This is a genomic window from Streptomyces poriferorum (assembly GCF_019399235.1).
In the GTDB taxonomy this organism is placed as follows: domain Bacteria; phylum Actinomycetota; class Actinomycetes; order Streptomycetales; family Streptomycetaceae; genus Streptomyces; species Streptomyces poriferorum.
This window is the reverse complement of record NZ_JAELVH010000002.1, coordinates 49,814-70,572: the sequence shown is the minus strand read 5'-3', so window position 1 is coordinate 70,572 and position 20,759 is coordinate 49,814. Positions and strand designations below refer to the sequence as shown.

At 68.8% G+C, this 20,759-nt stretch carries 13 protein-coding genes; 7 read left to right on the top strand and 6 right to left on the bottom strand.

The window, feature by feature from the left end; genetic code table 11:
* Positions 1-15: 15 nt before the first annotated feature.
* The gene (hemE, locus tag JGS39_RS00625; RefSeq protein ID WP_219566518.1) at positions 16-1,089 is read right to left on the bottom strand and encodes a uroporphyrinogen decarboxylase; all 1,074 of its coding nucleotides are present in this window, start codon (positions 1,087-1,089) and stop codon (positions 16-18) included.
* Positions 1,090-1,181: 92 nt separating this feature from the next.
* On the opposite strand from hemE, the gene JGS39_RS00620 reads away from it, so the two are divergent.
* From JGS39_RS00620 to JGS39_RS00595, 6 genes are all read left to right on the top strand, one after another.
* On the top strand, positions 1,182-1,841 hold the full coding sequence (locus tag JGS39_RS00620) for a DUF3000 domain-containing protein (RefSeq protein WP_219566516.1): 660 nt from the start codon (positions 1,182-1,184) through the stop codon (positions 1,839-1,841).
* A gap of 247 nt (positions 1,842-2,088) precedes the next feature.
* Complete coding sequence (locus JGS39_RS00615; RefSeq protein ID WP_093899280.1) at positions 2,089-2,751, top strand: helix-turn-helix transcriptional regulator; 663 nt, start codon at positions 2,089-2,091, stop codon at positions 2,749-2,751.
* Between the two features lie 115 nt (positions 2,752-2,866).
* Positions 2,867-4,141: an HRDC domain-containing protein gene (locus JGS39_RS00610; RefSeq protein ID WP_219566514.1), complete on the top strand. Its 1,275-nt coding sequence runs from the start codon at positions 2,867-2,869 to the stop codon at positions 4,139-4,141.
* Between the two features lie 244 nt (positions 4,142-4,385).
* The gene (locus JGS39_RS00605) at positions 4,386-5,606 is read left to right on the top strand and encodes a thiolase family protein (protein WP_219566512.1); all 1,221 of its coding nucleotides are present in this window, start codon (positions 4,386-4,388) and stop codon (positions 5,604-5,606) included.
* Complete coding sequence (locus JGS39_RS00600; protein WP_219566510.1) at positions 5,603-7,744, top strand: 3-hydroxyacyl-CoA dehydrogenase NAD-binding domain-containing protein; 2,142 nt, start codon at positions 5,603-5,605, stop codon at positions 7,742-7,744. The genes JGS39_RS00605 and JGS39_RS00600 overlap by 4 nt, the downstream gene beginning before the upstream one ends.
* A 215-nt stretch (positions 7,745-7,959) precedes the next feature.
* Positions 7,960-8,784 carry an endonuclease/exonuclease/phosphatase family protein gene (locus JGS39_RS00595; RefSeq protein WP_219566508.1) on the top strand — a complete coding sequence of 275 codons (825 nt, stop codon included), beginning with the start codon at positions 7,960-7,962 and terminating at the stop codon, positions 8,782-8,784.
* 27 nt (positions 8,785-8,811) lie between these two features.
* On the opposite strand, the gene JGS39_RS00590 is transcribed toward JGS39_RS00595, so the two are convergent.
* The 4 genes from JGS39_RS00590 to JGS39_RS00575 form a co-directional block, all read right to left on the bottom strand.
* Positions 8,812-10,362, bottom strand: coding sequence for a hypothetical protein (locus JGS39_RS00590; RefSeq protein WP_219566506.1), 1,551 nt, complete (start codon positions 10,360-10,362; stop codon positions 8,812-8,814).
* 53 nt (positions 10,363-10,415) lie between these two features.
* Complete coding sequence (locus JGS39_RS00585) at positions 10,416-12,416, bottom strand: glycosyltransferase family 4 protein (protein WP_219566504.1); 2,001 nt, start codon at positions 12,414-12,416, stop codon at positions 10,416-10,418.
* Positions 12,417-12,506: 90 nt separating this feature from the next.
* The gene (locus JGS39_RS00580) at positions 12,507-16,331 is read right to left on the bottom strand and encodes a bifunctional glycosyltransferase/CDP-glycerol:glycerophosphate glycerophosphotransferase (protein ID WP_219566502.1); all 3,825 of its coding nucleotides are present in this window, start codon (positions 16,329-16,331) and stop codon (positions 12,507-12,509) included.
* Positions 16,332-16,661: 330 nt separating this feature from the next.
* Positions 16,662-17,741: a PLL family lectin gene (locus JGS39_RS00575; protein ID WP_219566500.1), complete on the bottom strand. Its 1,080-nt coding sequence runs from the start codon at positions 17,739-17,741 to the stop codon at positions 16,662-16,664.
* Positions 17,742-18,047: 306 nt separating this feature from the next.
* On the opposite strand from JGS39_RS00575, the gene JGS39_RS00570 reads away from it, so the two are divergent.
* Positions 18,048-19,145 (top strand): LCP family protein, encoded by a 1,098-nt coding sequence (locus JGS39_RS00570; protein ID WP_219566498.1) that lies wholly within the window; start codon positions 18,048-18,050, stop codon positions 19,143-19,145.
* 57 nt (positions 19,146-19,202) lie between these two features.
* On the opposite strand, the gene JGS39_RS00565 is transcribed toward JGS39_RS00570, so the two are convergent.
* Positions 19,203-20,708: an amino acid permease gene (locus JGS39_RS00565; RefSeq protein ID WP_219566496.1), complete on the bottom strand. Its 1,506-nt coding sequence runs from the start codon at positions 20,706-20,708 to the stop codon at positions 19,203-19,205.
* Between the last annotated feature and the right edge of the window lie 51 nt (positions 20,709-20,759).

Sequence of the window (20,759 nt, the reverse complement as noted above, 5' to 3'; positions counted from 1 at the left end):
CCGCCTGCCCGTCGTTCAGCGTGCGGTGCTCGTGTGGACGTACTCGACGAGCCGCGACAGCGCGTCCGGGTCCATGTTCGGCATCACGCCGTGGCCCAGGTTGAAGATGTGGCCCTCCAGACCGGCGGCGGCGTCCAGCACCTCCTGGGTCTTGGCCTCCACCGCGGCGGTCGGTGCGAAGAGCACGGCGGGGTCGAGGTTGCCCTGGAGCGCCTTGCCGGGACCGACACGGCGCGCCGCCTCGTCCATCGGGACCCGCCAGTCGACGCCGACGACGTCCGCGCCGGCCTCGCCCATCAGGCCGAGCAGTTCACCGGTGCCGACACCGAAGTGGATGCGCGGGACGCCGTACGACGCGACGGCGTCGAAGACCTTCGCGGAGGCGGGCAGCACCGAGCGGCTGTAGTCGGCGGGGGCCAGGGCGCCGACCCAGGAGTCGAAGAGCTGCACGGCGGAGGCGCCGGCCTCGATCTGGACCTTGAGGAAGGCGCCGGTGATCTCGGCGAGTCGGTCGAGCAGGTCGGCCCAGAGCTCCGGGTCGCCGTACATCAGGGCCTTGGTGTGCTCGTGGTTGCGGGACGGGCCGCCCTCCACGAGGTAGCTCGCGAGGGTGAACGGCGCGCCCGCGAAACCGATCAGCGGGGTGGAGCCGAGTTCGGCCGTGAGCAGGCCGATGGCCTCGGTGACGTACGGGACGTCATCGGGCGTGAGGTCGCGCAGCCGGGCGAGGTCGGCGCGGGTGCGGATCGGCTCGGCGATCACCGGTCCGACGCCGGGCTTGATGTCGAGGTCGATGCCGACGGCCTTGAGCGGCACGACGATGTCGCTGTAGTACACGGCGGCGTCGACCTTGTGGCGGCGGACGGGCTGCATCGTGATCTCTGCGACGAGCTCCGGCATCGCGCAGGATTCGAGCATCGGGATGCCCTCGCGCACCTTCAGGTACTCCGGCAGCGAGCGCCCCGCCTGGCGCATGAACCAGACCGGCGTGTGCGGCACGGGCTCGCGGCGGCACGCCTTCAGGAACACCGAGTCGTGGGTGGCAGAGGTCTTGGTCTGGTGGCCCGAAGGGCGGTCAATGGCGCTCACACACAGAATCTTCGCACGCACGGGGAATGAGCCCCGCCCCGCACGGGTGTCCTTTCGCGCGCGCGGCTCCGGTTCCGCCTACTCTTCCCCGCATGGCTCCGGCGCAGGGACACTTCTCCGATCAATCCGATGGTGCTGACGGCACGGACAGTGCGGAGGGTGGTTCCGTCCCGCCCGCGTTCCGTTCGGCGGTGGAGGCGCTGCGCTCGGCGCGGCTGAGGCCCGAGCTGGAGGTGGAGCCGACGCGGCCACCGAAACGCCTGGCTCCGTTCGCGTACGCACTGGAGGCGGCGGTCGTCGACGGCGAGGACGATCTTGCCGACGGCCGGCTCGTCCTGCTCCACGACCCGGCCGGGCACGAGGCCTGGCAGGGCAATTTCCGGCTGGTGACGCTGGTGCGCGCCGAGCTGGAGCCGGAGATGGCATCCGACCCGCTGCTGCCGGAGGTGTGCTGGTCGTGGCTGACCGGTGCGCTGGAGGCGCGCGGTCTGTCGTACGGGGAGGCGGGCGGCACGGTCACCCGGGCGAGTTCGCACTACTTCGGTGAGCTGGCGACCCGGCGCCCGGCGACGCAGATCGAGATCCGGGCGTCGTGGACCCCGCGCGAGGGCCGTGGCGGTGTGCCGGACACGGCGGCGCACCTGATGGCGTGGGGCGACCTGCTGTGCCAGATCGCCGGCCTGCCGCCCTCGGAGCCGGTGGACGCGGCGGTGGTCACGCTGCCGCAGCGGCGCGGGCCGCAGGTCTCGTAGGACGCTCTCCGCGTTTCGCGCCGCTCCAGGTTTCGTGACGCTGCGTCACAAAACCTCGTACAGCCACCGGCTCTCTTTTCGTACAATCGATCGCGCGTCCTATTTGCCCGAATTGTTACTCACCAAATCGTGATCTTCCTCTAAAGGAGCAGGGGTCTGCTGCCGAAGGAGTCAATGACCCTTCAAGCACGGTTCGCCCCGGCTTCATCCCCGAGCCGGCCCGTCCCGCCACTCCCCAGGAGGCCTGGTGTCCGTTCTCCTCGAGCAGCCCGCAAGCCTGGTCGCCTACCGCCCGAACAAGCCGACGGCCATGGTCGTCGTGGCCGACCCGCGCGTCCGTTCCACCGTCACCCGCCATCTGTGGGCACTCGGAGTACGTGACGTCATCGAGGCGTCGTCCATCGCGGAGGCCCGCCCCCGCGTCGGCAACCCGCGCGACATCTGCGTTGCCGACGTCCACCTGCCCGACGGTTCCGGGCTGACCCTGCTGTCCGAAACCCGAGCCGCCGGCTGGCCGAACGGCCTCGCCCTCTCCGCCGCCGATGACATCGGCGCGGTACGCAACGCCCTCGCGGGCGGCGTGAAGGGCTACGTCGTCACCGGCACCCGTACCAACATCGGCCACCCCACCCGTCCCGGCGTCGCACCCATCGGCGCCACCGCCGCCCGTATGCACCGCCGGCCCCCCGGCACCCCGAGCCACCCGGGCGGCTACCGCGAACTGTCCGGCCGCGAGGTGGAGGTCCTGCGGCTCGTCGCCGAAGGGCAGTCCAACAAGGCCATCGGCGTCTCCATGGGGCTGTCCGCCCTCACCGTCAAGAGCCACCTCGCCCGAATCGCCCGCAAGCTCGGCACCGGAGACCGCGCAGGTATGGTCGCCGTCGCCCTGCGGACGGGCATCATCCACTGATTCCGCACCCCCGCCGGTGTGCAGAAATGCGGATCCGGCTGGATTACATGCATCGGCGCCCGCCGACGGATCATTCCGTCGACGGGCGCCGCGCATACACAGATACCCTTGATACGTGACCGACGCCCAAGAGACCGCAGCAGACACTTCACTGCGAACCACCGGGGGCGCCCCCCCGGACGACGTCGCCCCGGCGCCGATCCCCTTGCTCGAACCTCGCGAGGGCATTCCACCGGTGGTGGCCTCCGACGACGCCCTGGCCGGGGTGATCGCCGCCTTCGCCGCGGGCTCCGGCCCGGTGGCCGTGGACGCCGAGCGCGCGTCCGGCTATCGGTACGGGCAGCGCGCCTATCTCGTACAGCTGCGCCGTGACGGCGCGGGCAGCGCGCTCGTCGACCCGGTGGGCTGCCCCGACCTGTCCGGGCTGGGCGAGGCGCTGCGCGGCGCCGAATGGATCCTGCACGCGGCGACCCAGGACCTGCCCTGCCTGCGCGAAATAGGGATGACGCCGACCGGGCTCTTCGACACCGAGCTGGCCGGGCGGCTGGCCGGGTTCCCGCGGGTCGGCCTCGGCGCGATGGTCGAGAGCGTGCTCGGCTACTCCTTGGAAAAGGGCCACTCGGCCGTCGACTGGTCGACCCGCCCGCTGCCCGACCCCTGGCTGCGCTACGCGGCACTCGACGTCGAGCTGCTGATCGACCTCCGCGACGCCCTGGAGGAGGAGCTCGACCGGCAGGGCAAGCTGGAATGGGCGCGGGAGGAGTTCTCCGCCATCGCCTCGGCGCCGCCCGCTCCCCCGCGCCAGGATCCGTGGCGCCGCACCTCCGGCATGCACAAGGTCCGCCGGCGCCGGCAGATGGCCGTGGTCAGGGAGCTGTGGACCATGCGCGACCAGATCGCCCAGCGCCGCGACATCTCGCCGGGCAAGGTGCTCGGCGACGCCGCGATCGTGGAGGCCGCCCTCACGCTCCCGCCCAACGCCCACGCACTGACGGCCCTGCCCGGCTTCGGCCACCGCATGGGCCGGCGCCAGCTGGAGCAGTGGCAGGCCGCCGTGGACCGGGCGAAGGAACTGCCCGACGCGGAGCTCCCGCAGCCCGGCCAGCCGCTGGCCGGACCGCCGCCGCCCCGCGCCTGGGCGGACAAGGACCCGGCCGCCGCGGCCCGGCTGTCGGCCGCCCGCACGGCCGTGTCCGAGCTCGCGGAGCGGCTGAAGATGCCGCAGGAGAACCTCATCACCCCCGACACCGTGCGCCGGGTGTGCTGGGAACCGCCGAAGAAACTGACGCCGGACACGGTGGAGGACGCACTCGCCGGATACGGGGCGCGGCGCTGGCAGATCGAACAAGTGGCCCCCATCCTGCTGCGCGCGCTCGCTTCGGAGGCCTGAGAAGGCATGTGACAGGGTCGTATTCACGCCAGGTTCAGGCGGGCCCGCGGCCACTCGATCCGTTCTCCCTATGGCCCGGACGGCCCCCTTTCGGGGCTGTCCGGGCCATTTCGTGCATGTGACCTTCGCCGCTCCCGCCACAAGGACTGGGCAGTCTGGTTACCCGCAAGTAGCATGAGGGTGGCGGCGCGCTCACGGGCGTGCCCCGCAGCAGTGCCATCCCGCACCCTGGAGGAGAGCCACCGTGCCTCGTACCATCCGGGACGTCGTCTTCGTCGACGGCGTCCGCACCCCGTTCGGCAAAGCGGGCCCGAAGGGCATCTACCACGAGACCCGCGCCGACGATCTCGTCGTGAAGGCCATCCGGGAGCTGCTGCGCCGCAACCCGGACCTGGACCCCGCGAAGATCGACGAGGTCGCCATCGCCGCGACCACGCAGATCGGTGACCAGGGCCTCACGCTCGGCCGCACCGCCGGAATCCTGGCCGGGCTGCCGCAGTCCGTCCCCGGTTACTCCATCGACCGCATGTGTGCGGGCGCCCTGACCGCCGTCACCTCGACGGCCGGCTCCATCGCCTTCGGCGCGTACGACGTCGTGGTCGCCGGTGGCGTCGAGCACATGGGCCGTCACCCCATGGGCGAGGGCGTGGACCCGAACCCGCGCTTCGTATCGGAGAAGCTGGTCGACGAGTCCGCCCTGTTCATGGGCATGACCGCGGAGAACCTGCACGACCGGTACCCCACGATCACCAAGCAGCGCGCCGACGAGTACGCGGTGCGTTCGCAGGAGAAGGCCGCCAAGGCGTACGCCAACGGCAAGATCCAGCAGGACCTGGTGCCGGTCTCCGTGCGCCGCACCAACCCGGAGGCCGGTGAGACGGGCTGGGGCCTGGTCACCGCCGACGAGCCGATGCGTCCGGGCACCACGATGGAGTCCCTGGCCGGTCTGAAGACCCCGTTCCGCGCCCACGGCCGCGTGACGGCCGGTAACGCCGCGGGTCTCAACGACGGCGCCACCGCCTCGCTGCTCGCCGCCGAGGACGTCGCCCGCGAGCTGGGCCTCCCGGTCAGGATGCGCCTCGTCTCCTACGCCTTCGCGGGCGTCGAGCCGGAGGTCATGGGCTACGGCCCGATCCCGGCCACGGAGAAGGCCCTGTCGAAGGCCGGCCTGTCCATCTCGGACATCGGTCTCTTCGAGATCAACGAGGCGTTCGCCGTGCAGGTGCTCGCCTTCCTGGAGCACTACGGCATCGCCGACGACGACGCCCGCGTGAACCAGTACGGCGGCGCGATCGCGTACGGCCACCCGCTGGCCTCCTCCGGCGTCCGGCTGATGACTCAGCTGGCCCGCCAGTTCGAGGAGCAGCCGGAGGTCCGCTACGGCCTGACGACCATGTGCGTCGGCTTCGGCATGGGCGCGACGGTCGTCTGGGAGAACCCGCACTTCGACGGAGGCAACAAGTGAGCACGACCACCACTGAGCTTCTGAAGGGTGCGGCCGAGCTGTTCCCCGGCGAGGTCGTCACCCAGGCGCACGTACGCCACCTGGACCTTCCGGCCGGTGCGGGCCGTTTCGCCCTCATCACGCTGGACAACGGCCTGGACCACACCAAGCCGACCACCTTCGGGCCGCAGTCGCTGGCGAACCTGAACGCCGCGATCGACCAGGTCGAGAAGGAGGCGGCCGAAGGCACCGTCACCGGTATCGGCATCACGGGCAAGCCGTTCATCTTCGCGGTCGGCGCCGACCTCAAGGGTGTCGAGCTGCTGAAGGAGCACAAGGACGCGCTCGCCATCGGCAAGGGCGGCCACGACGTCTTCCGCCGGCTGTCGGGCCTCGCGGTCCCGACGTTCGCGTACTACAACGGCGCTGCGATGGGCGGCGGTGTCGAGGTCGGTCTGCACTGCTCGTACCGCACCGTCTCCAAGGCGCTGCCCGCGTTCTCGCTGCCCGAGGTCTTCCTCGGTCTGGTCCCCGGCTGGGGCGGCTGCGCGCTGCTCCCGAACCTGATCGGCGCCGACCGCGCGGTCTCGGTGATCATCGAGAACTCGCTGAACCAGAACCGTCAGCTCAAGGGCAAGCAGGTCTTCGAGCTCGGGATCGCCGACGCCCTCTTCGAGGGCGCCGACTTCCTGGAGCAGTCGCTGATCTGGACCGCGAACGTGCTGAACGGCACGGTCACGGTCGAGCGCCCCGAGATCGACCGCGGTGACGCCTGGGACCAGGCCGTCGCCCGCGGCAAGACCATCGCCGACTCCAAGGTGCACGGCGCCGCCCCGGCCGCGTACCGCGCGCTGGAGATCATCGCCGCGGCCAAGGACGGCGACCTGGGCGCCGGCTTCGACCGCGAGGACCAGGCCCTGGCGGACCTGATCATGGGCGGCGAGCTGCGCTCCGGGATCTACTCGTTCAACCTGGTCCAGAAGCGCGCCAAGCGCCCGGCCGGTGCCCCGGACAAGGCCCTGGCCCGTCCGGTCACCAAGGTCGGCGTGGTGGGCGCGGGCCTGATGGCCAGCCAGCTCGCCCTGCTGTTCCTGCGCCGCCTCGAGGTGCCGGTCGTGCTGACCGACATCGACCAGGCGCGCGTCGACAAGGGCGTGGGCTACGTCCACGCCGAGATCGAGAAGCTGCTCGGCAAGGGCCGCATCAACCAGGACAAGGCCAACCGCCTCAAGGCCCTGGTCTCCGGTGTGCTGGACAAGGCTGAGGGCTTCTCCGACGCCGACTTCATCATCGAGGCCGTCTTCGAGGAGATCGGCGTCAAGCAGCAGGTGTTCGCGGAGGTCGAGGCGGTCGCCCCGGCGCACGCGATCCTCGCCACCAACACCTCGTCGCTCTCGGTCACCGAGATGGCGTCGAAGCTGAAGAACCCCGAGCGGGTCGTCGGCTTCCACTTCTTCAACCCGGTCGCGATCCTCCCGCTCCTGGAGATCGTCCGCGGCGAGCAGACGGACGACGCCTCGCTGGCCACGGCCTTCGGCGTCGCGCGGAAGCTGAAGAAGACCGCGGTGCTGGTGAAGGACGCCCCGGCGTTCGTCGTCAACCGCATCCTGACCCGCTTCATGGGCGAGATCCAGAACATCATCGACGAGGGCACCCCGGTCGCCGTCGCCGAGAAGGCCGTCGAGCCCCTCGGCCTGCCGATGTCGCCGCTGGTCCTCCTGGAGCTGGTCGGCCCGGCCATCGGCCTGCACGTCTCCGAGACCCTGAACCGCGCCTTCCCGGAGCGCTTCACGGTCTCCGAGAACCTGGCCGCGGTCGTCAAGGCCGGCAAGCGCGGCTTCTACGTCTACTCCGCGGAGAATCCTGCCAAGCCGGAGCTGGACCCCGAGGTCGCCGCGCTCCTGAAGCAGGGCGACACCGTCCTGTCCGAGGAGCAGGCCCGTGACCGCGTCCTGGACGCGGTGGCGCAGGAGATCGGCCTGATGCTGGACGAGGGCGTCGTCGCCGAGGCCCAGGACATCGACCTCTGCCTGATCACCGGCGCGGGCTGGCCCTTCCACCTGGGCGGCATCACGCCGTACCTGGACCGCGAGGGCGTGTCCGAGCGGGTCAACGGGAAGCCGTTCCTTGCACAGGGCGTGGCGAGCGTTCCGGCGTAGCCTGCCGCTGAACGGGCCGCGGCCGGGCCACCGCAGCTCGTAGGCGGCCGGTCGCGGTGCGACGGGGGCCGTACGGGATCATGTCCCGTACGGCCCCCGTCGCGTTCCGAGAAGGAGAAACCCGGCTCATGCTGCGTCGTACGAGGCCGCTTCGCGGACCCCGCTCCCCCGGGCGCCGCCGGGCGCGGCAGCTCCTGCCTGCCGGGATCCTGGCTGTGCTCGTCGCTGCGTCCGTCTCGTGGCCCACCACCCGGGAGGGCGCCGCCGCCCTCGCACCGGGAGAGGTGAGAGTCGCAACCTGGAACATGTGCGGCGTGCGGCAGTGGAACTGCCAGGACACCGGGGACGGTTCTCGGAAGGTGCGGGCGCTGGAGCGGCTGGCCGGTGTCGACGGGGTACGGGTGTTCCTGCTCCAGGAGGTCTGTGCGGGGGATCTCGCCGCGGCCCGTTCGCGGCTCGGCAGCAACTGGCACAGCGCGTTCACCGCGTACGTTCACCGGGACGCGCACAACCGTGGCACCGCAGTCCGCTGCGCGGCGCACGGCCAGGGCACGGCGGGCATCGCGATCCTCGCCTCGTCGCCACTGTCACGGGTCACGGAGGTGCCCGCCCAGCAGCCTTCGGCCGGACTGCGGCGGGGCATCATCTGTGCCACGGCCGCGGTTCACCGCCTGCGGGTGTGCAACGCGCATCTGAGCCTGCCCGGCAGTGACCCCGCCCACCCCGGCTGGGAGTTCCGCGACGACCAGTTGGAATCACTCATGGGTGCGGCGGACGGGCGGACGGTGTTCGGCGGTGATCTGAACAGCGCGCCGCCTTCGGCCCGCAACAGGAGCGGCTGGATCTGGCCGCGCGGCTTCTTCCGCCGCTTCCAGGAGTGCGACCAGGCGTCGCCGTCCTCTCGCGGCGGCAGGGCCACGCTTGCCTCCGGCCACAAGGTCGACTACCTGTTCACCGCCCTGCCGCGCACGGGCTGTTCCGTGCACGACACCGGGGCGTCGGACCACTATGCGCTGGTCCTGCGAACGAAGACCGGTTGACAGGGCGGTTGCCGGCGGCGCGTGCCCTCAGTAGCGAGGGGCCGCGGAGTGCTGCTCGGGGGAGGTCGGCGCTTGGGCGTACGCCACCTGAAAGGTGACGGTCGTCCGCGGCGAGCCCTGCCCGTTCATGTCCACGGCATGGCATTCGACCGTGTGCGGTCCCTCGGTCCACGACCAGCCGGACTCCCACGACCAACTGCTGTCGGGTGCCACCTGGGCCATGCCGAGCCGCATGCCGTCCTCCACGAACTCCACGCGTGCCGCGCCCTGCGCGTAGCCCATGATCCCGACCGACGGGCCCTGAATCTGCTGGCCCTGCGCGGGCGCGGAGACCACCGGCGGGTACGGCGCGGTGGGGGTCGCGGGCTGTGACGGCGGCGCTGTCCGTGCCTCCGGTGCGGGCTGTGCCGCCCATGAGGGCACCGGCCCTGCCGGCTGGTCTGCCGCGGTTTCGGCCGCCGCGGCAACGGTGAAGACGGCTTCGGACCGTTGGGACTGGAAGCCGGCCGCGTCGACGCCGAGCACGCGGACCGCGTGCTTGCCCACACTCCAGGACCGCCCGAGTTCCCAGGTCCACGAGCCATCCGCGGCGACTTCCGGCGCCCCGAGAAACTTGCCGTGCTCCCAGATGCTCAGGCGTGCCGCGCCCGGTGCGGAACCGGTGAACCGTACGGTCTGCCCGGAGACCGTCTCCCCGGCCGCGGGCGCGTGGATCACCGGTGCGGCGAAGTCCTCCTGCACCTCGGACGTGGCCTTGAGGTAGGCGTCGATGGCGGAACGGTCGGCGTCGGGCAGTTCACCGCCGCTGCGCACGAACCCGATTCTCGGCGCCATCCCGTCGATGAGGAAGTTGACGAGCCCCATCAGCATCGGCAGGTTCCTGCCGGTGACATGGGCGTGATTCACGATGTGGGGGGAGTCGCTGAAGATGAAGTTGAGGTTCTCGTAGCCGACGAACAGCGGGAGGAACGGTTCGACCTGTGTCTCGAACTGCTCGTCCTGCGGCGACGAAAGCAAGTAGATGTTGGCCGTGCGGTTCGCGCCGGCCCGGACCAGCGAGGGAATTGCGTCGTCGATGATCTGGATGTTCTGCTCGGTGGCCTCACCCATCATGTGCTGGGCTATGGAGGGGTACTGCGAGACATAGGTCCCGATCCGGAACTGGGGAACCATCGACACGATATTCCGGAAGCCGTACTTCAGACCGAAGTAGAGGGCAGCGCTGCCGCCTTTGGAACCACCCCACATGGTGCACTGATCGGGCGTCAGCCCCAGTGAGTTCAGCACGTTGGAGATGAGGGTGGCGACCGACCTCTCCAGGCCGAAGTCCATGTCCTTGCACAGGTAATAGCTGTTCTTGCCGTGGAACCGGTCGCGGATCCACAGGACGTTGGACCGGAGGGTATCGAAGACGCCGTTCGACCATCCGTAGTCGTTGGGCACCGAGAAGTTGGCGAACACGACCACCAGGTGCTGATTGCCGTTTCGTGCATGTGCGAACCGGTACTCGACGGGGAACGTCCCGGTCGTGTCGATTCCCGTGTGAAGGGTGCGGCCCGGGGCTGGTTTAGTCGCCACTCGTCGGTTCCAATCTGGTACGGGATCCGTCCGCCCGACGTGCGGGCCTGCTGTCACGCATGCTTCACCGAGAAGGACAGGTCGTTGTCGTCGGTGACATAGGCGACGGTCCGGTGCGCGACGCCCTGGTCCGACTGGTCGAGCGACGAGGGGAACCGGTCGGTGTGCTTGCGGCGGATGATGTCGCCGCCGATGCGTCCGGCCCTCGCCTCGGGGCCTCCGGCACCGACTCTGAGCCACAGGTCCCAGATGTCGGTCGCGGCAATGCGGCGCAGCAGGAACTCACGGTGCGGAACGGTGAACGCGACTCCGGCCCCACCGGTCGGCTGGACCGGGACAGCGAACTCGACGGACCTGTCGCTCCGGTGCCGCAGTACCGCTTGGAGAGCGGTCCCCGCCGGAGCGGGCTGCGGCAACAGCAGACCGACGTGGAAACCGGTACCGCCCTGGTCGACGACGACTTGGCCTATCTCCGCGTGGGCCGCCCTGTACCACGTACGGATGGCGATGAAGTCGTCCATGGTCCGGTACGGAATCGCGGAGGAGACCCCCTGTCCGTCCAACCAGGGGGACTGGCCGCTGAGGTGCTGCGTTTCCACACCCTCGGCCACGATGCGCTCGTCCAGTCCCTCCGGGGTGCGGAGCCGGAAATCCCAGGTGCCCTCGTGCGGGCGCAGCAGGCGCGGATCGATGACGACGTCCGTCCACAACTGGTCGCGGGCATCCTTGGTGAGCCCACCGGGGATCACCGGAACCGTGCGGACCTCCGGACTGTCGCGGAGTTTGACCGCCACCTCGTAGCCCGCGGTTGCTTCGCCGATGACCTTCAGCCGAAGCCTGAACATCCCGCCGGGTTCGGCCATGAGACGTCCCTGCGCCAGGATCCGGGACGCTGGAACCACTTCGCGGTGCACCCGGCCGTTCCCCAGCCGGGCGAAGAGCTCCTCGTAGCGCTGGGCGATGACCTCGGGCGCGAAACGGTACGAGTTCTGCCGGGCTGCCTCGCTCATCCGGTGACGCAGTTGGTCGTCGTTCATGACCGCGAGCAGCGCTTGGGCCACGGAGTCGGGGTCCCCGGGCAGCGCGAGAAAGCCGTCGGCCCCGTGCTGGATGATCTCGCGTGGGCCCAGGGGACAGTCCGTGCTGACCACCGGAAGGCCGGCCTGCATCGCCTCGACGATGGTCATACCGAAGGACTCGTTGTCCGAGGTGACGGCCGCGATGTCACCCTTGGCCCACTCGGTCTCCATGGGTGCGTGGGCCCCCATCAGGCGTACGTGGTTGTACAGTCCGCGCTCCATCACGAGCTCGCGCAGCGCCTGCTCCTCCTTGCCCGAGCCGTAGATGCGCAGACACCAGTCGGGTCGGACGCGGACGACCTGTTCGAAGGCGCGCACCAGTACGTCGTACCGCTTCACCTTCACAAGCCGCCCCGCCGCCACCACGATCCGCTGACCGCTCTGGGCCGGCATGGAGCTGGGCGGGGTCACCGGGTTGGGGATGGACAGGATGCGGGAGGCCGCGTGCGGCAGGACCCGCTGGTAGATCTCGGCATCCGCGTGGGACACCGTCACGAACGCGTCCATGTCCGGAATGATCTGGTTCTGTCGCTCACGCTGCTCGGGAATCTGTGAATCGTGCGTGAGGTGTTCCTGGCCGATCCTGAGATACGCGCGCTCGCCGAAGTGCGCCAGGTACATCAGCAGCACCGGCCGCGTGGCGATGACGACGTCTGCCAGCGTCTGGTCCAGGTACTGACCGATCCGCTGGTCCGTGAGCGCGTTGTACAAAGGTGAGAACGACGGGCTGCGGGGGCTCACGACGGACGGCTGGCGCGACAGCTGATGATCCTTGTCCGCGCTGTTGGCCCGGATGTCGAGGAGCGGAGTCAGCCGGACGCCGGATTCCAGGTTCCCCTGCGGAGTGTCACGGGTGCGGAAGACCGACACGATCTCGACCTCATGACGCTTGGCCAGCGCACCCGCGAGGTTCAGGGTGGCGCTGACGGTGCCTCCGATCCCGTAGGCGTCGTGCAGCAGGAAGGCGATCTTCACAGTCGTTCGGTCTCCATGGTCAGGCGGCGGGTGTCGCGCGCGAGGCGGGCTCGATACGGCGTCGGCGTGCCGCGGCCGGCGGCTGTGGCCTCACACGATCACGCCCTCGTAGACGCGGTCGCCGCCGGAATGCCCCATGCCCTGCTGCATTCCTTGCAGCGCCCTGCCCTGGCCCTGCGCGGAGTACGGGGACTCCTCGCGCCGGGGGGCCGGCCCCTGCGGGAGCATGGCCCTGGTCGTCGCGCCGTGGTGGACGGGCACCGTACCGACGGCAGGGGCCTGCGCCCGGTCCGGTGCCAGGTCCCCGCCGGCGACGAGGATGCGGTCCGCCAGACGCGCCGAGGCGTAACCGTCGTCGAGATCGCAGAACTCCCCCTGGAACCAGCGGTAGCGTTCGGCGTAGACGGCCTGGATGCGGTCGACGTCGCGGATCGCGGAGATCAACTCGGCCGACTCGTACAGCAGCGGACCCGGCGCGCTGTTGGCGAAATCGAAGTAGAACCCGCGCAGCGTGTCGCGATAGTGGTCCAGGTCGTAGGTGAAGAACAGGATCGGACGGCCGGTGTTGACGTAGTCGAACATCAGCGACGAGTAGTCCGTGATCATCACGTCGGTGATCAGCGAGAGGTCGGCCATGTCCGGGTAGTCGGAGACGTCGAAGACGAATCCGTCGCCGGCGCCCGGCACCGGGTCCACCACGTTCGGGTGGCGGCGCACCATCAGCACATGGTCGTCACCGAGGCGGGCACGGGCGTCTTCCAGATCGATCCGGAAGTCGAATTTGTACTTGCCCGGGGCGTAGTACTGGTCGTCTCGCCAGGTCGGCGCGTACATGATGACGCGCTTGCCCGCCGGAAGCCCGATGCGCCTGCGGATCTCCTCGGCGCGGTGTTCCATGCCCGGGCGCCGGAGGATGTCGTTGCGGGGGTAGCCGCACTCGACCATCTCCCCCGGGAACTGGAAGGCGCGCTGGAGGATCGGAGTGGAGAAACTGTTCGGAGACACGAGCATGTCCCAGTTCTGTACCTCCTTCTCCACCCGTTCCAGGTAGCGCTTGTCCGCGAAGTGCACCGACTCGATGTCGTGGCCGATGCGCTTCAGCGGGGTCCCGTGCCAGGTCTGCACGACTACTTGGTCGGCGCGCTTCTCGAACCAGTCGGGAAGGTGGTTGTTGGCCACGACGTACCGCGACCTTGCCAGGGCCTCGTACCACTCGGGCGACCACATGCGGATGGCGCGAGCCGTGGGAGGTACCTCGACCTGGTCGTCGCGCACCACCCAGAGCTGTTCCAGGTCCACCCGGCGCCGGACCATCTCCTCATGGACTGCCCGGGGACTGTCCGAGTACTGAGTGCCCTTGAAGGCGTCGAAGAGCACCGCCGGGCGGATCCTCTCCTTCCTCGCCTGCGGGTACGCCTTGGTGCGCAGGAGCTTCTGCCGGTACGGGCCCCGGGCGTTCTCCGGCATCGCGGACTGGACGAGCATCGAGAGCCTGTCGTACGCCTCCGCCTGGAGGGCGTATCCGCGGCCGCCCTCCTCCACTTCCTGGGGCATGGTGGCTATCAGACCCTGCACGATCTTGATCATGAGGTCGGGCGAGCGTTCGTCCGGGGCGACGGCGGACGGATCCTGGCGGCGCAGGAAGAAGTCCCAGCGCCCGGCGGCGAGCGGGATGGCGCCGGCCAGGGACTTCATCGCGGCAGGAGTGACCACCGTTCGGAACTGGCCGCCGTTCCAGGTGATCGGCACCGCGCGCTCCTCTCCGTGGGCGCGGGATCTGACCACCACATGGGCCGAGATGCGTTCGGCGGGGGTGAGCAGATCGGCGCAGGAGTACTCACCGATCAGTTCCAGCGAGCCGCCGGCACGCCAGCAGCCGTCGACAAGCATCGGCAGGGCGGCGCGCTCGAAGAGCACCACGTATCCGGAACCGTTGCGGTGCACCACGATCTCGCGGTCGCCGTCCGCCGTCTGGAGTTTGTCCGGCATCCGGTAGTGGCCGTCCTCGACCTCCTCGGCCATCACCGGATACAGCGGCGCCTTCCGTCCCTCGACATGGGCGGTCGTCTTCCAGCCGTTGCTGCCCATCGTCCACGCCTGGGGCACCGAATTGTCGCCGGAGCTGCGGGATCCGGGTACGACGTTGCGCAGGGGAATGCGCGTGACGAAGGTGCACCAGCCCTCGCCGCCGGGCTTGAAGTTCATCCAGGCGTCGTGGCGACCCGCACCGTTCATGCTGGTCACCCGGAACTTTCCCCATTCGGGGACCTTGGGTCCGAGGTACACACCGCCGATTTCCAGGTGCTCACCCACGATGCGGTGCCGGGTGATTCGGCACCGGACGACCTCCACGCGCAGTTTCAGGCCGCCCTGCACGAAGAGAGGCAGGATGCGCGTGTTCTTGTCGACATAGCGGTACGGCGGATTGGCGGCCGTACCGGCACCACCTCGTCCGATGCTCTTGTACCGGAAGAGTCCGCGGCTGAACACGCCGGCGGCGACGTCCCACGTGCCTTCGACCCACTCACCCTTCTTCTTGAGCCGGGTGGTGTCGAACCGGCTCTCGAAGCCTGCCCAGTCGTAGCAGTACCGATTCTGGTTGGAGTGCTCGGTCGCCTGTGGGTAGTACGTCGTCCTGGCCATGTTGATGATCTTGCTGCCGGACTTCTTGTTGCGCAGCGCCAGCGCCTTGGTCGACATGTGGCGCTTGTGCACGTTGATGAAGCGCACGTAGGCGGAGCCCGTCAGCGTCAGCCACTCCGAGTTCCAGTGCGCACCGGTGAGCGAGCTGAAAGGCGACAGTTCCTTGTCGAGGCGGTAGTCGCTCTTGTCCAGGCCGGTCTTCCGGTTGCCCAGGTGGGGGTAGTTCAGGTAGCGGCGCAGCCGTCGGCGTACCGGCAGTGGACCACCCTTGCGCTCGAACTCGATGACGTCGAGGAGTGCGTCGAGCTTCCCTTCCTGAACGAGGAGCCACTTGACCCGCGCGTCGGCGGGAAGTTCGTCGATGATGCCCTCGTCCGCCTCCTCCAGGAACTCCCTCGCCCAGAACATGAACGCGTCGCGGTACTCGTCGTCCGCGTCGGGGAGAACCTTCAGATGCAGCATCAGGTCGGACTTCAGGCACGCGAGGTCGTACTTCCGCTTGTGCTCGACGAACGTCCGCGAACGGTGCTGGGCAAGGAAGCGGCTCACGGACTGCACGGCCGCGACGCGGTCGCGGAGGTTGCTCAGTTCAGTGTGCCGCTGGGTAATGGAGGGGGCGGCTGCGCCGTCACGCCGACGCCAGAAGTAGACGATATCCGTGATGACATCGACCTTCTTGGCCCGGAAGTGGGCAAACATGTTGACCCAGGAGTCCTCGTAGAGAACACCTTCCGGGAACTGTATGAAGTGGTAGTCCCAGAAAGTCCGCCGGAATACCTTGTTCCACACCGTTCGGTCGTAGATCAGCGCCTCGAAGCGCGTGATGTGCGTTCCCTTTCGGTCCCGCTGCATGGGGCCCTTGTGGAGGGGGGACTGCCACTTCTTCGTGGAGTTCATCATCTGAACGTTCCCGGAGATGAAGTCCGAACCGGACTCCGAGAGCGTGCGGATGAGCAACTCGTAGGCGTACTCGGGAATGACGTCGTCGCCGTCCGCGAAGACCAGGAACTCACCCTCGGGATGCATGGACCGGAGTCCGGTATTCCGGGCATGGCCCGGCCCCTGGGACTCCTGGCGGATCAGCTTGAAGCGCGGGTCGTTGTCGCAGAACCCCTGCGCCAGCGCAGTGGATCCGTCGGTCGAACCGTCGTCGACCATGATCACTTCGAAGTCGCGGAAAGTCTGCCTCGCGATGGATTCCAGGCACTCCGTGAGATACGTCTCAACATCCTGAAAAGGGACGATCACACTCAGGCGCGGCCCACCGGCCATGCTCCACACTCCACTCCAAGGCAGCAATGAGCGCTTGCGCGTCATTGCTCAAGGCTCCATCCCTTGCGCACCGTCTTCGCCGAGCATCCGACATGGAGATGAACCTCAGTCGGCCATTTATCGCTCAACTCTGGAACCTCTGCGCCAGATGTGAATCTTAAGTGAAACATAAAGGTCACCAATGACCCCATACCCCCCATAGACACATGGAAGCACCGCTCCCGCCCAGGTGATTCAGATCACTGAGTGCAGCGCACAACCATCGGGCCGGGCCAGTGATCCGCACCCGTTCGCTTCATCGGGCGCCTGGACGAAATCGACCTGGAGGGATCAAAGAGCGCGCCACACGTCGAAGTTCAGTCCCGGCCCATCCGTCTGGCGCGCCACCCGCGGAGCCCCGTCGGAGCCGACGACGGCCATCACAAGTCGGCCCTGGGCATCGCGGGTCAGGGCCGGCACACCCTGACAGGACGCACCGGTGTCCGACCACCACAGCCCGTTGGCCTCGTTCTCGGTCACTCCCACTCCGACAACCGCCGTGCCCTCCAGCCCCCGATGCGCCAGGACCGTACAGTCGAAGCCGTCCAGAACCGTGCGGATCACGGCATGCGCGCCACCCCCCGGAGCGCCGCCGAGAGCCATGGGCCAGCCGTCGGTGCGGTAGGCCACGACGCCACCCGCAGGGTCGGTCCAGTAGTACGTGGCGCGACCCTGGGCCGTCTCCAGCGCAGCGAGCGAACCGGGCACCATCGCGAGCCGCAAGGCGTTCACCTCGCCCCAGCCCCCGCCCGGCTCCGTCTGCTGCCAATGCAGCGACCCCTCGTCCGTCGCCGCGAGGAGAGCCAAGCATCCGGAGCTGAGCGCGACAACGGCGGGCTCTTCCTTGATGTGCCTGCCGCGCAGATCTTCCCAGCCACGCCATTTGCCGTCGGGCCGCTCGCGGCGCATCATCATGCCGCCGCCGCCGTTGCGGACGGCGATGTGCAGCTCACCGGACTCGCTGACGACGGCTACGGGAGCCCCGAGCCTGCGGCCCACGGCGGCTTCCTTGTGCGGGGTGCCGAGCGAGTGCCAGGACGAGGCCGGGCGGCCCGTCTGGTACTGGGTCGCGTGCACGATGTCGACGGTGACGTCACCATCGGCCGCTCTCCGTTCACGACGGCCTACGAAGTGCACATAGGCATGGGCGTCCTGCGTCACGGACAGATGCGTGAGGTCCGGGGCCGGCACAACGCCCGAAGCACCCCAGTCCGGACCCCCCGGACGGCTCTCGGTCCAGCGCCGCAGACCGCCGTCGCCGGGTGCGTACGCGGTAAGCCTGCCGTCCTTGCCCCGGGTGAGCCAGATGCCACGGAGCGCCTTGGTCTCAGGCGCGACCTTCGAGGTCGCACGGGCATCCTGTCCGGGCATGGTCTGCGATCACCTTTTCGAGAACTGACTTCCGACAACTCGCACAGCATTTCGAAGCTGTCACATCCTAAAGCCCCGGCGCGGAAGCCTTTCCCGGGCCTCACCAGCGTACGATTCGCCGCCACTCCCGGGCTCCGCCGTCCGCACGCCGTGTCACAGTCGCGCCACAGACTTCGTACGTACACCAGATCGACTGTCTATAGTGCTCACTCACCAGGAAATCGCGGACCGGCATGACCCCCCACCCGAGTCCCACCCCATCATCTGCGCCCTGACCAGGCCATAAGTTGTGAGGACTCACTCAGGATGAGCCAAGACGCCATCACGCCCGGGCACCGGAGTTCCCCGGAGACCCCTTCCAGCGGGCGCAAGCGCGTGCGGACGCGGGGGCAGCGCATACGCCGGGCCGTCCTGCTGTCCGTTCTGGTGCTCGCCATCGCGGCCGGCGGAACGGCCTACTGGCTCTACAGCCGGCTGGACGGCAACATCAAGGGCGTCGACATCAACAAGGCGCTGGGCGAGGACCGGCCCGAGAAGCTCCCGACCAGCGGGCAGAACCTCCTGGTCCTCGGCTCGGACTCGCGCGCCGGGGACGAGAACAAGGAGCTGGGCGGCGGGGGCAGCGTCAGCGGGGCCCGGTCCGACACCGCGATGGTCGTGCACATCCCCGAGGGCCGCAGCAAGGCCGTCGCCATCTCCATCCCCCGCGACACCCTGGTGACCCGGCCCGAGTGCACCAAGGCCGACGGGACCAAGGTGCCCTCCGCGGAGCGCAAGATGTTCAACTCCGTCTACTCCCAGGTCGGTCCCGCCTGCGTCGTCAAGACCGTCGAGAAGATGTCCGGCGTCCGCATCGACCACTACCTGGAGATCAACTTCGCCGGGTTCAAGGGGCTCGTGGACGCCATCGGCGGCGTCACCGTCGACGTCCCCCAGGACATCCACGACACGTCCTCCGGCCTCGACCTGACCGCCGGGCCCCACAAGCTCGACGGCACCCAGTCCCTCGCCTACGTACGCACCCGGCACGGCATCGGTGACGGCAGTGACCTCGGACGCATCGGGCTCCAGCAGCAGTTCCTGTTCGCACTCCTCACCGAGGTCAAGAAGCAGGATCTGCTGGGCAGTCCGACCAGTGCCTACAAGATCGCCAACTCCGCGACCAAGTCACTGACGACGGACGAGGGCCTCGCCTCGCTCACCTCGCTGACCAACTTCGCCCGTTCGATGAACGGTGTCGACCCGGCCTCGATGGAGACCATCATGCTCCCCGTGGCCTACGACAAGATCGACAGGAACCGGGTGGTGGCGGCGCAGCCGCAGGCGGACACCCTCTGGAAGGCGGTCCGCACGGACTCCGCCATACCGGAGTCCGCCAAGAAGTCCCCCGCCACAGGCGGCTGACACGACGACAGACTGCACGGCCCCGCCGGCCCCCACGGGCCTGCGGGGCCGTCCGCGTCATACCCGGGTGCGGTTGATCCGGCTGTGCCCGCGTCCGTACGCGAAGTAGATGATCACGCCGATGACCATCCAGATGCCGAAACGCAGCCACGTCTCCGCCGGCAGGTTGAGCATCAGCCAGACCGAGGCGGCGACCGAGAGGATCGGGATCAGCGGAACCCACGGCGTGCGGAAGGCGCGGTGGAGGTCGGGGCGGGTGCGGCGCAGGACGATGACTCCCAGGGCGACGACCACGAAGGCGAAGAGCGTGCCGATGTTCACCAGCGTGGCGAGCTCGTTGATGCTGGTGAAGCCCGCGATGACCGCGATGAGCACGCCGAGCAGGATGGTCGGGCGGTACGGGGTGCGAAAGCGCGGGTGCGTCTTGGAGAAGAACCTCGGGAGCAGGCCGTCACGGCTCATCGCGAAGAACACCCGGGTCTGGCCGAGCAGCAGGATCATGCAGACCGTGGTGAGGCCTACGGCGGCGCCGAAACTGATGACACCGGCGTAGAAGGGGTGCCCGACGGCCTTGAAGGCGTCGGCCAGCGGGGCGCTCACGGAAAGTTCGGTGTAGTGCTGCATTCCGGTGACGACGATCGAAACGGCGACGTAGAGCACCGTGCAGATCAGGAGCGAGGCCAGGATCCCGCGCGGCATGTCCCGCTGCGGGACCTTGGTCTCCTCGGCGGCCGTGGCCACGACGTCGAAGCCGATGAAGGCGAAGAAGACCACGGATGCGGCGGTGAAGATCCCCATGACGCCGAAGTTCGTGGGCTCGTAGCCGAAGATCAGCTGGACCAGCGGGGCGTCCAGGCCCGATCCGGAGGGCTGGGGCTGCGCGTCCGGGATGAACGGCGAGTAGTTCGAGCTGTCGATGAAGAACAGCCCCGCGATGATCACGACCAGGACCACGGCCACCTTGATGGCGACGACGACCGTGGTGACCCGGGCCGAGAGCTTCATGCCCAGCACCAGGATGACGGTCAGGACCAGCACCAGCACGAAGGCGAGGATGTCGAAGCCGAAGCCGTCCGCCACATCCGGGCCGGAGAGCGCGTCGGGCAGGTGCCAGCCCGCGTTGTCCATCAAGGAGCGGACGTAGCCGGACCAGCCGACCGCCACCACCGCCGTACCCAGCGCGAACTCCAGGACCAGGTCCCAGCCGATGATCCAGGCCACCAGTTCGCCCAGCGAGGCGTAGGAGAAGGTGTAGGCGGAGCCGGCCACCGGAACCGTGGAGGCGAATTCCGCGTAGCAGAGCGCCGCCAGGGCGCAGACGACCCCGGCGACCACGAAGGCGAGTGCGGTCGCCGGCCCCGCGGTCTCCTTGGCCACCTTTCCGGTGAGCACGAAGATGCCGGTACCGATGACTACGCCCACGCCGAACACCGTGAGGTCCACGGCGGAGAGGGACTTCTTGAGGGCGTGCTCCGGCTCCTCGGTGTCGCGGATCGACTGTTCGACCGTCTTGGTCCTGAACAGTCCGTCTCCGCTGGGGGGCAGGTCCTGCTGGGTGCTCACCGGCGTACCTCCACGCACTCGTCGTGGACGCCATGATTCGGACCCGCCGGC

Coding starts and splice junctions, on each gene's coding strand:
- JGS39_RS00575 (WP_219566500.1), bottom strand. CDS start 17,741: ATGCCCGGACAGGATGCCCGTGCGACCTCGAAGGTCGCGCCTGAGACC.
- JGS39_RS00620 (WP_219566516.1), top strand. CDS start 1,182: ATGGCTCCGGCGCAGGGACACTTCTCCGATCAATCCGATGGTGCTGAC.
- JGS39_RS00580 (WP_219566502.1), bottom strand. CDS start 16,331: ATGGCCGGTGGGCCGCGCCTGAGTGTGATCGTCCCTTTTCAGGATGTT.
- JGS39_RS00570 (WP_219566498.1), top strand. CDS start 18,048: ATGAGCCAAGACGCCATCACGCCCGGGCACCGGAGTTCCCCGGAGACC.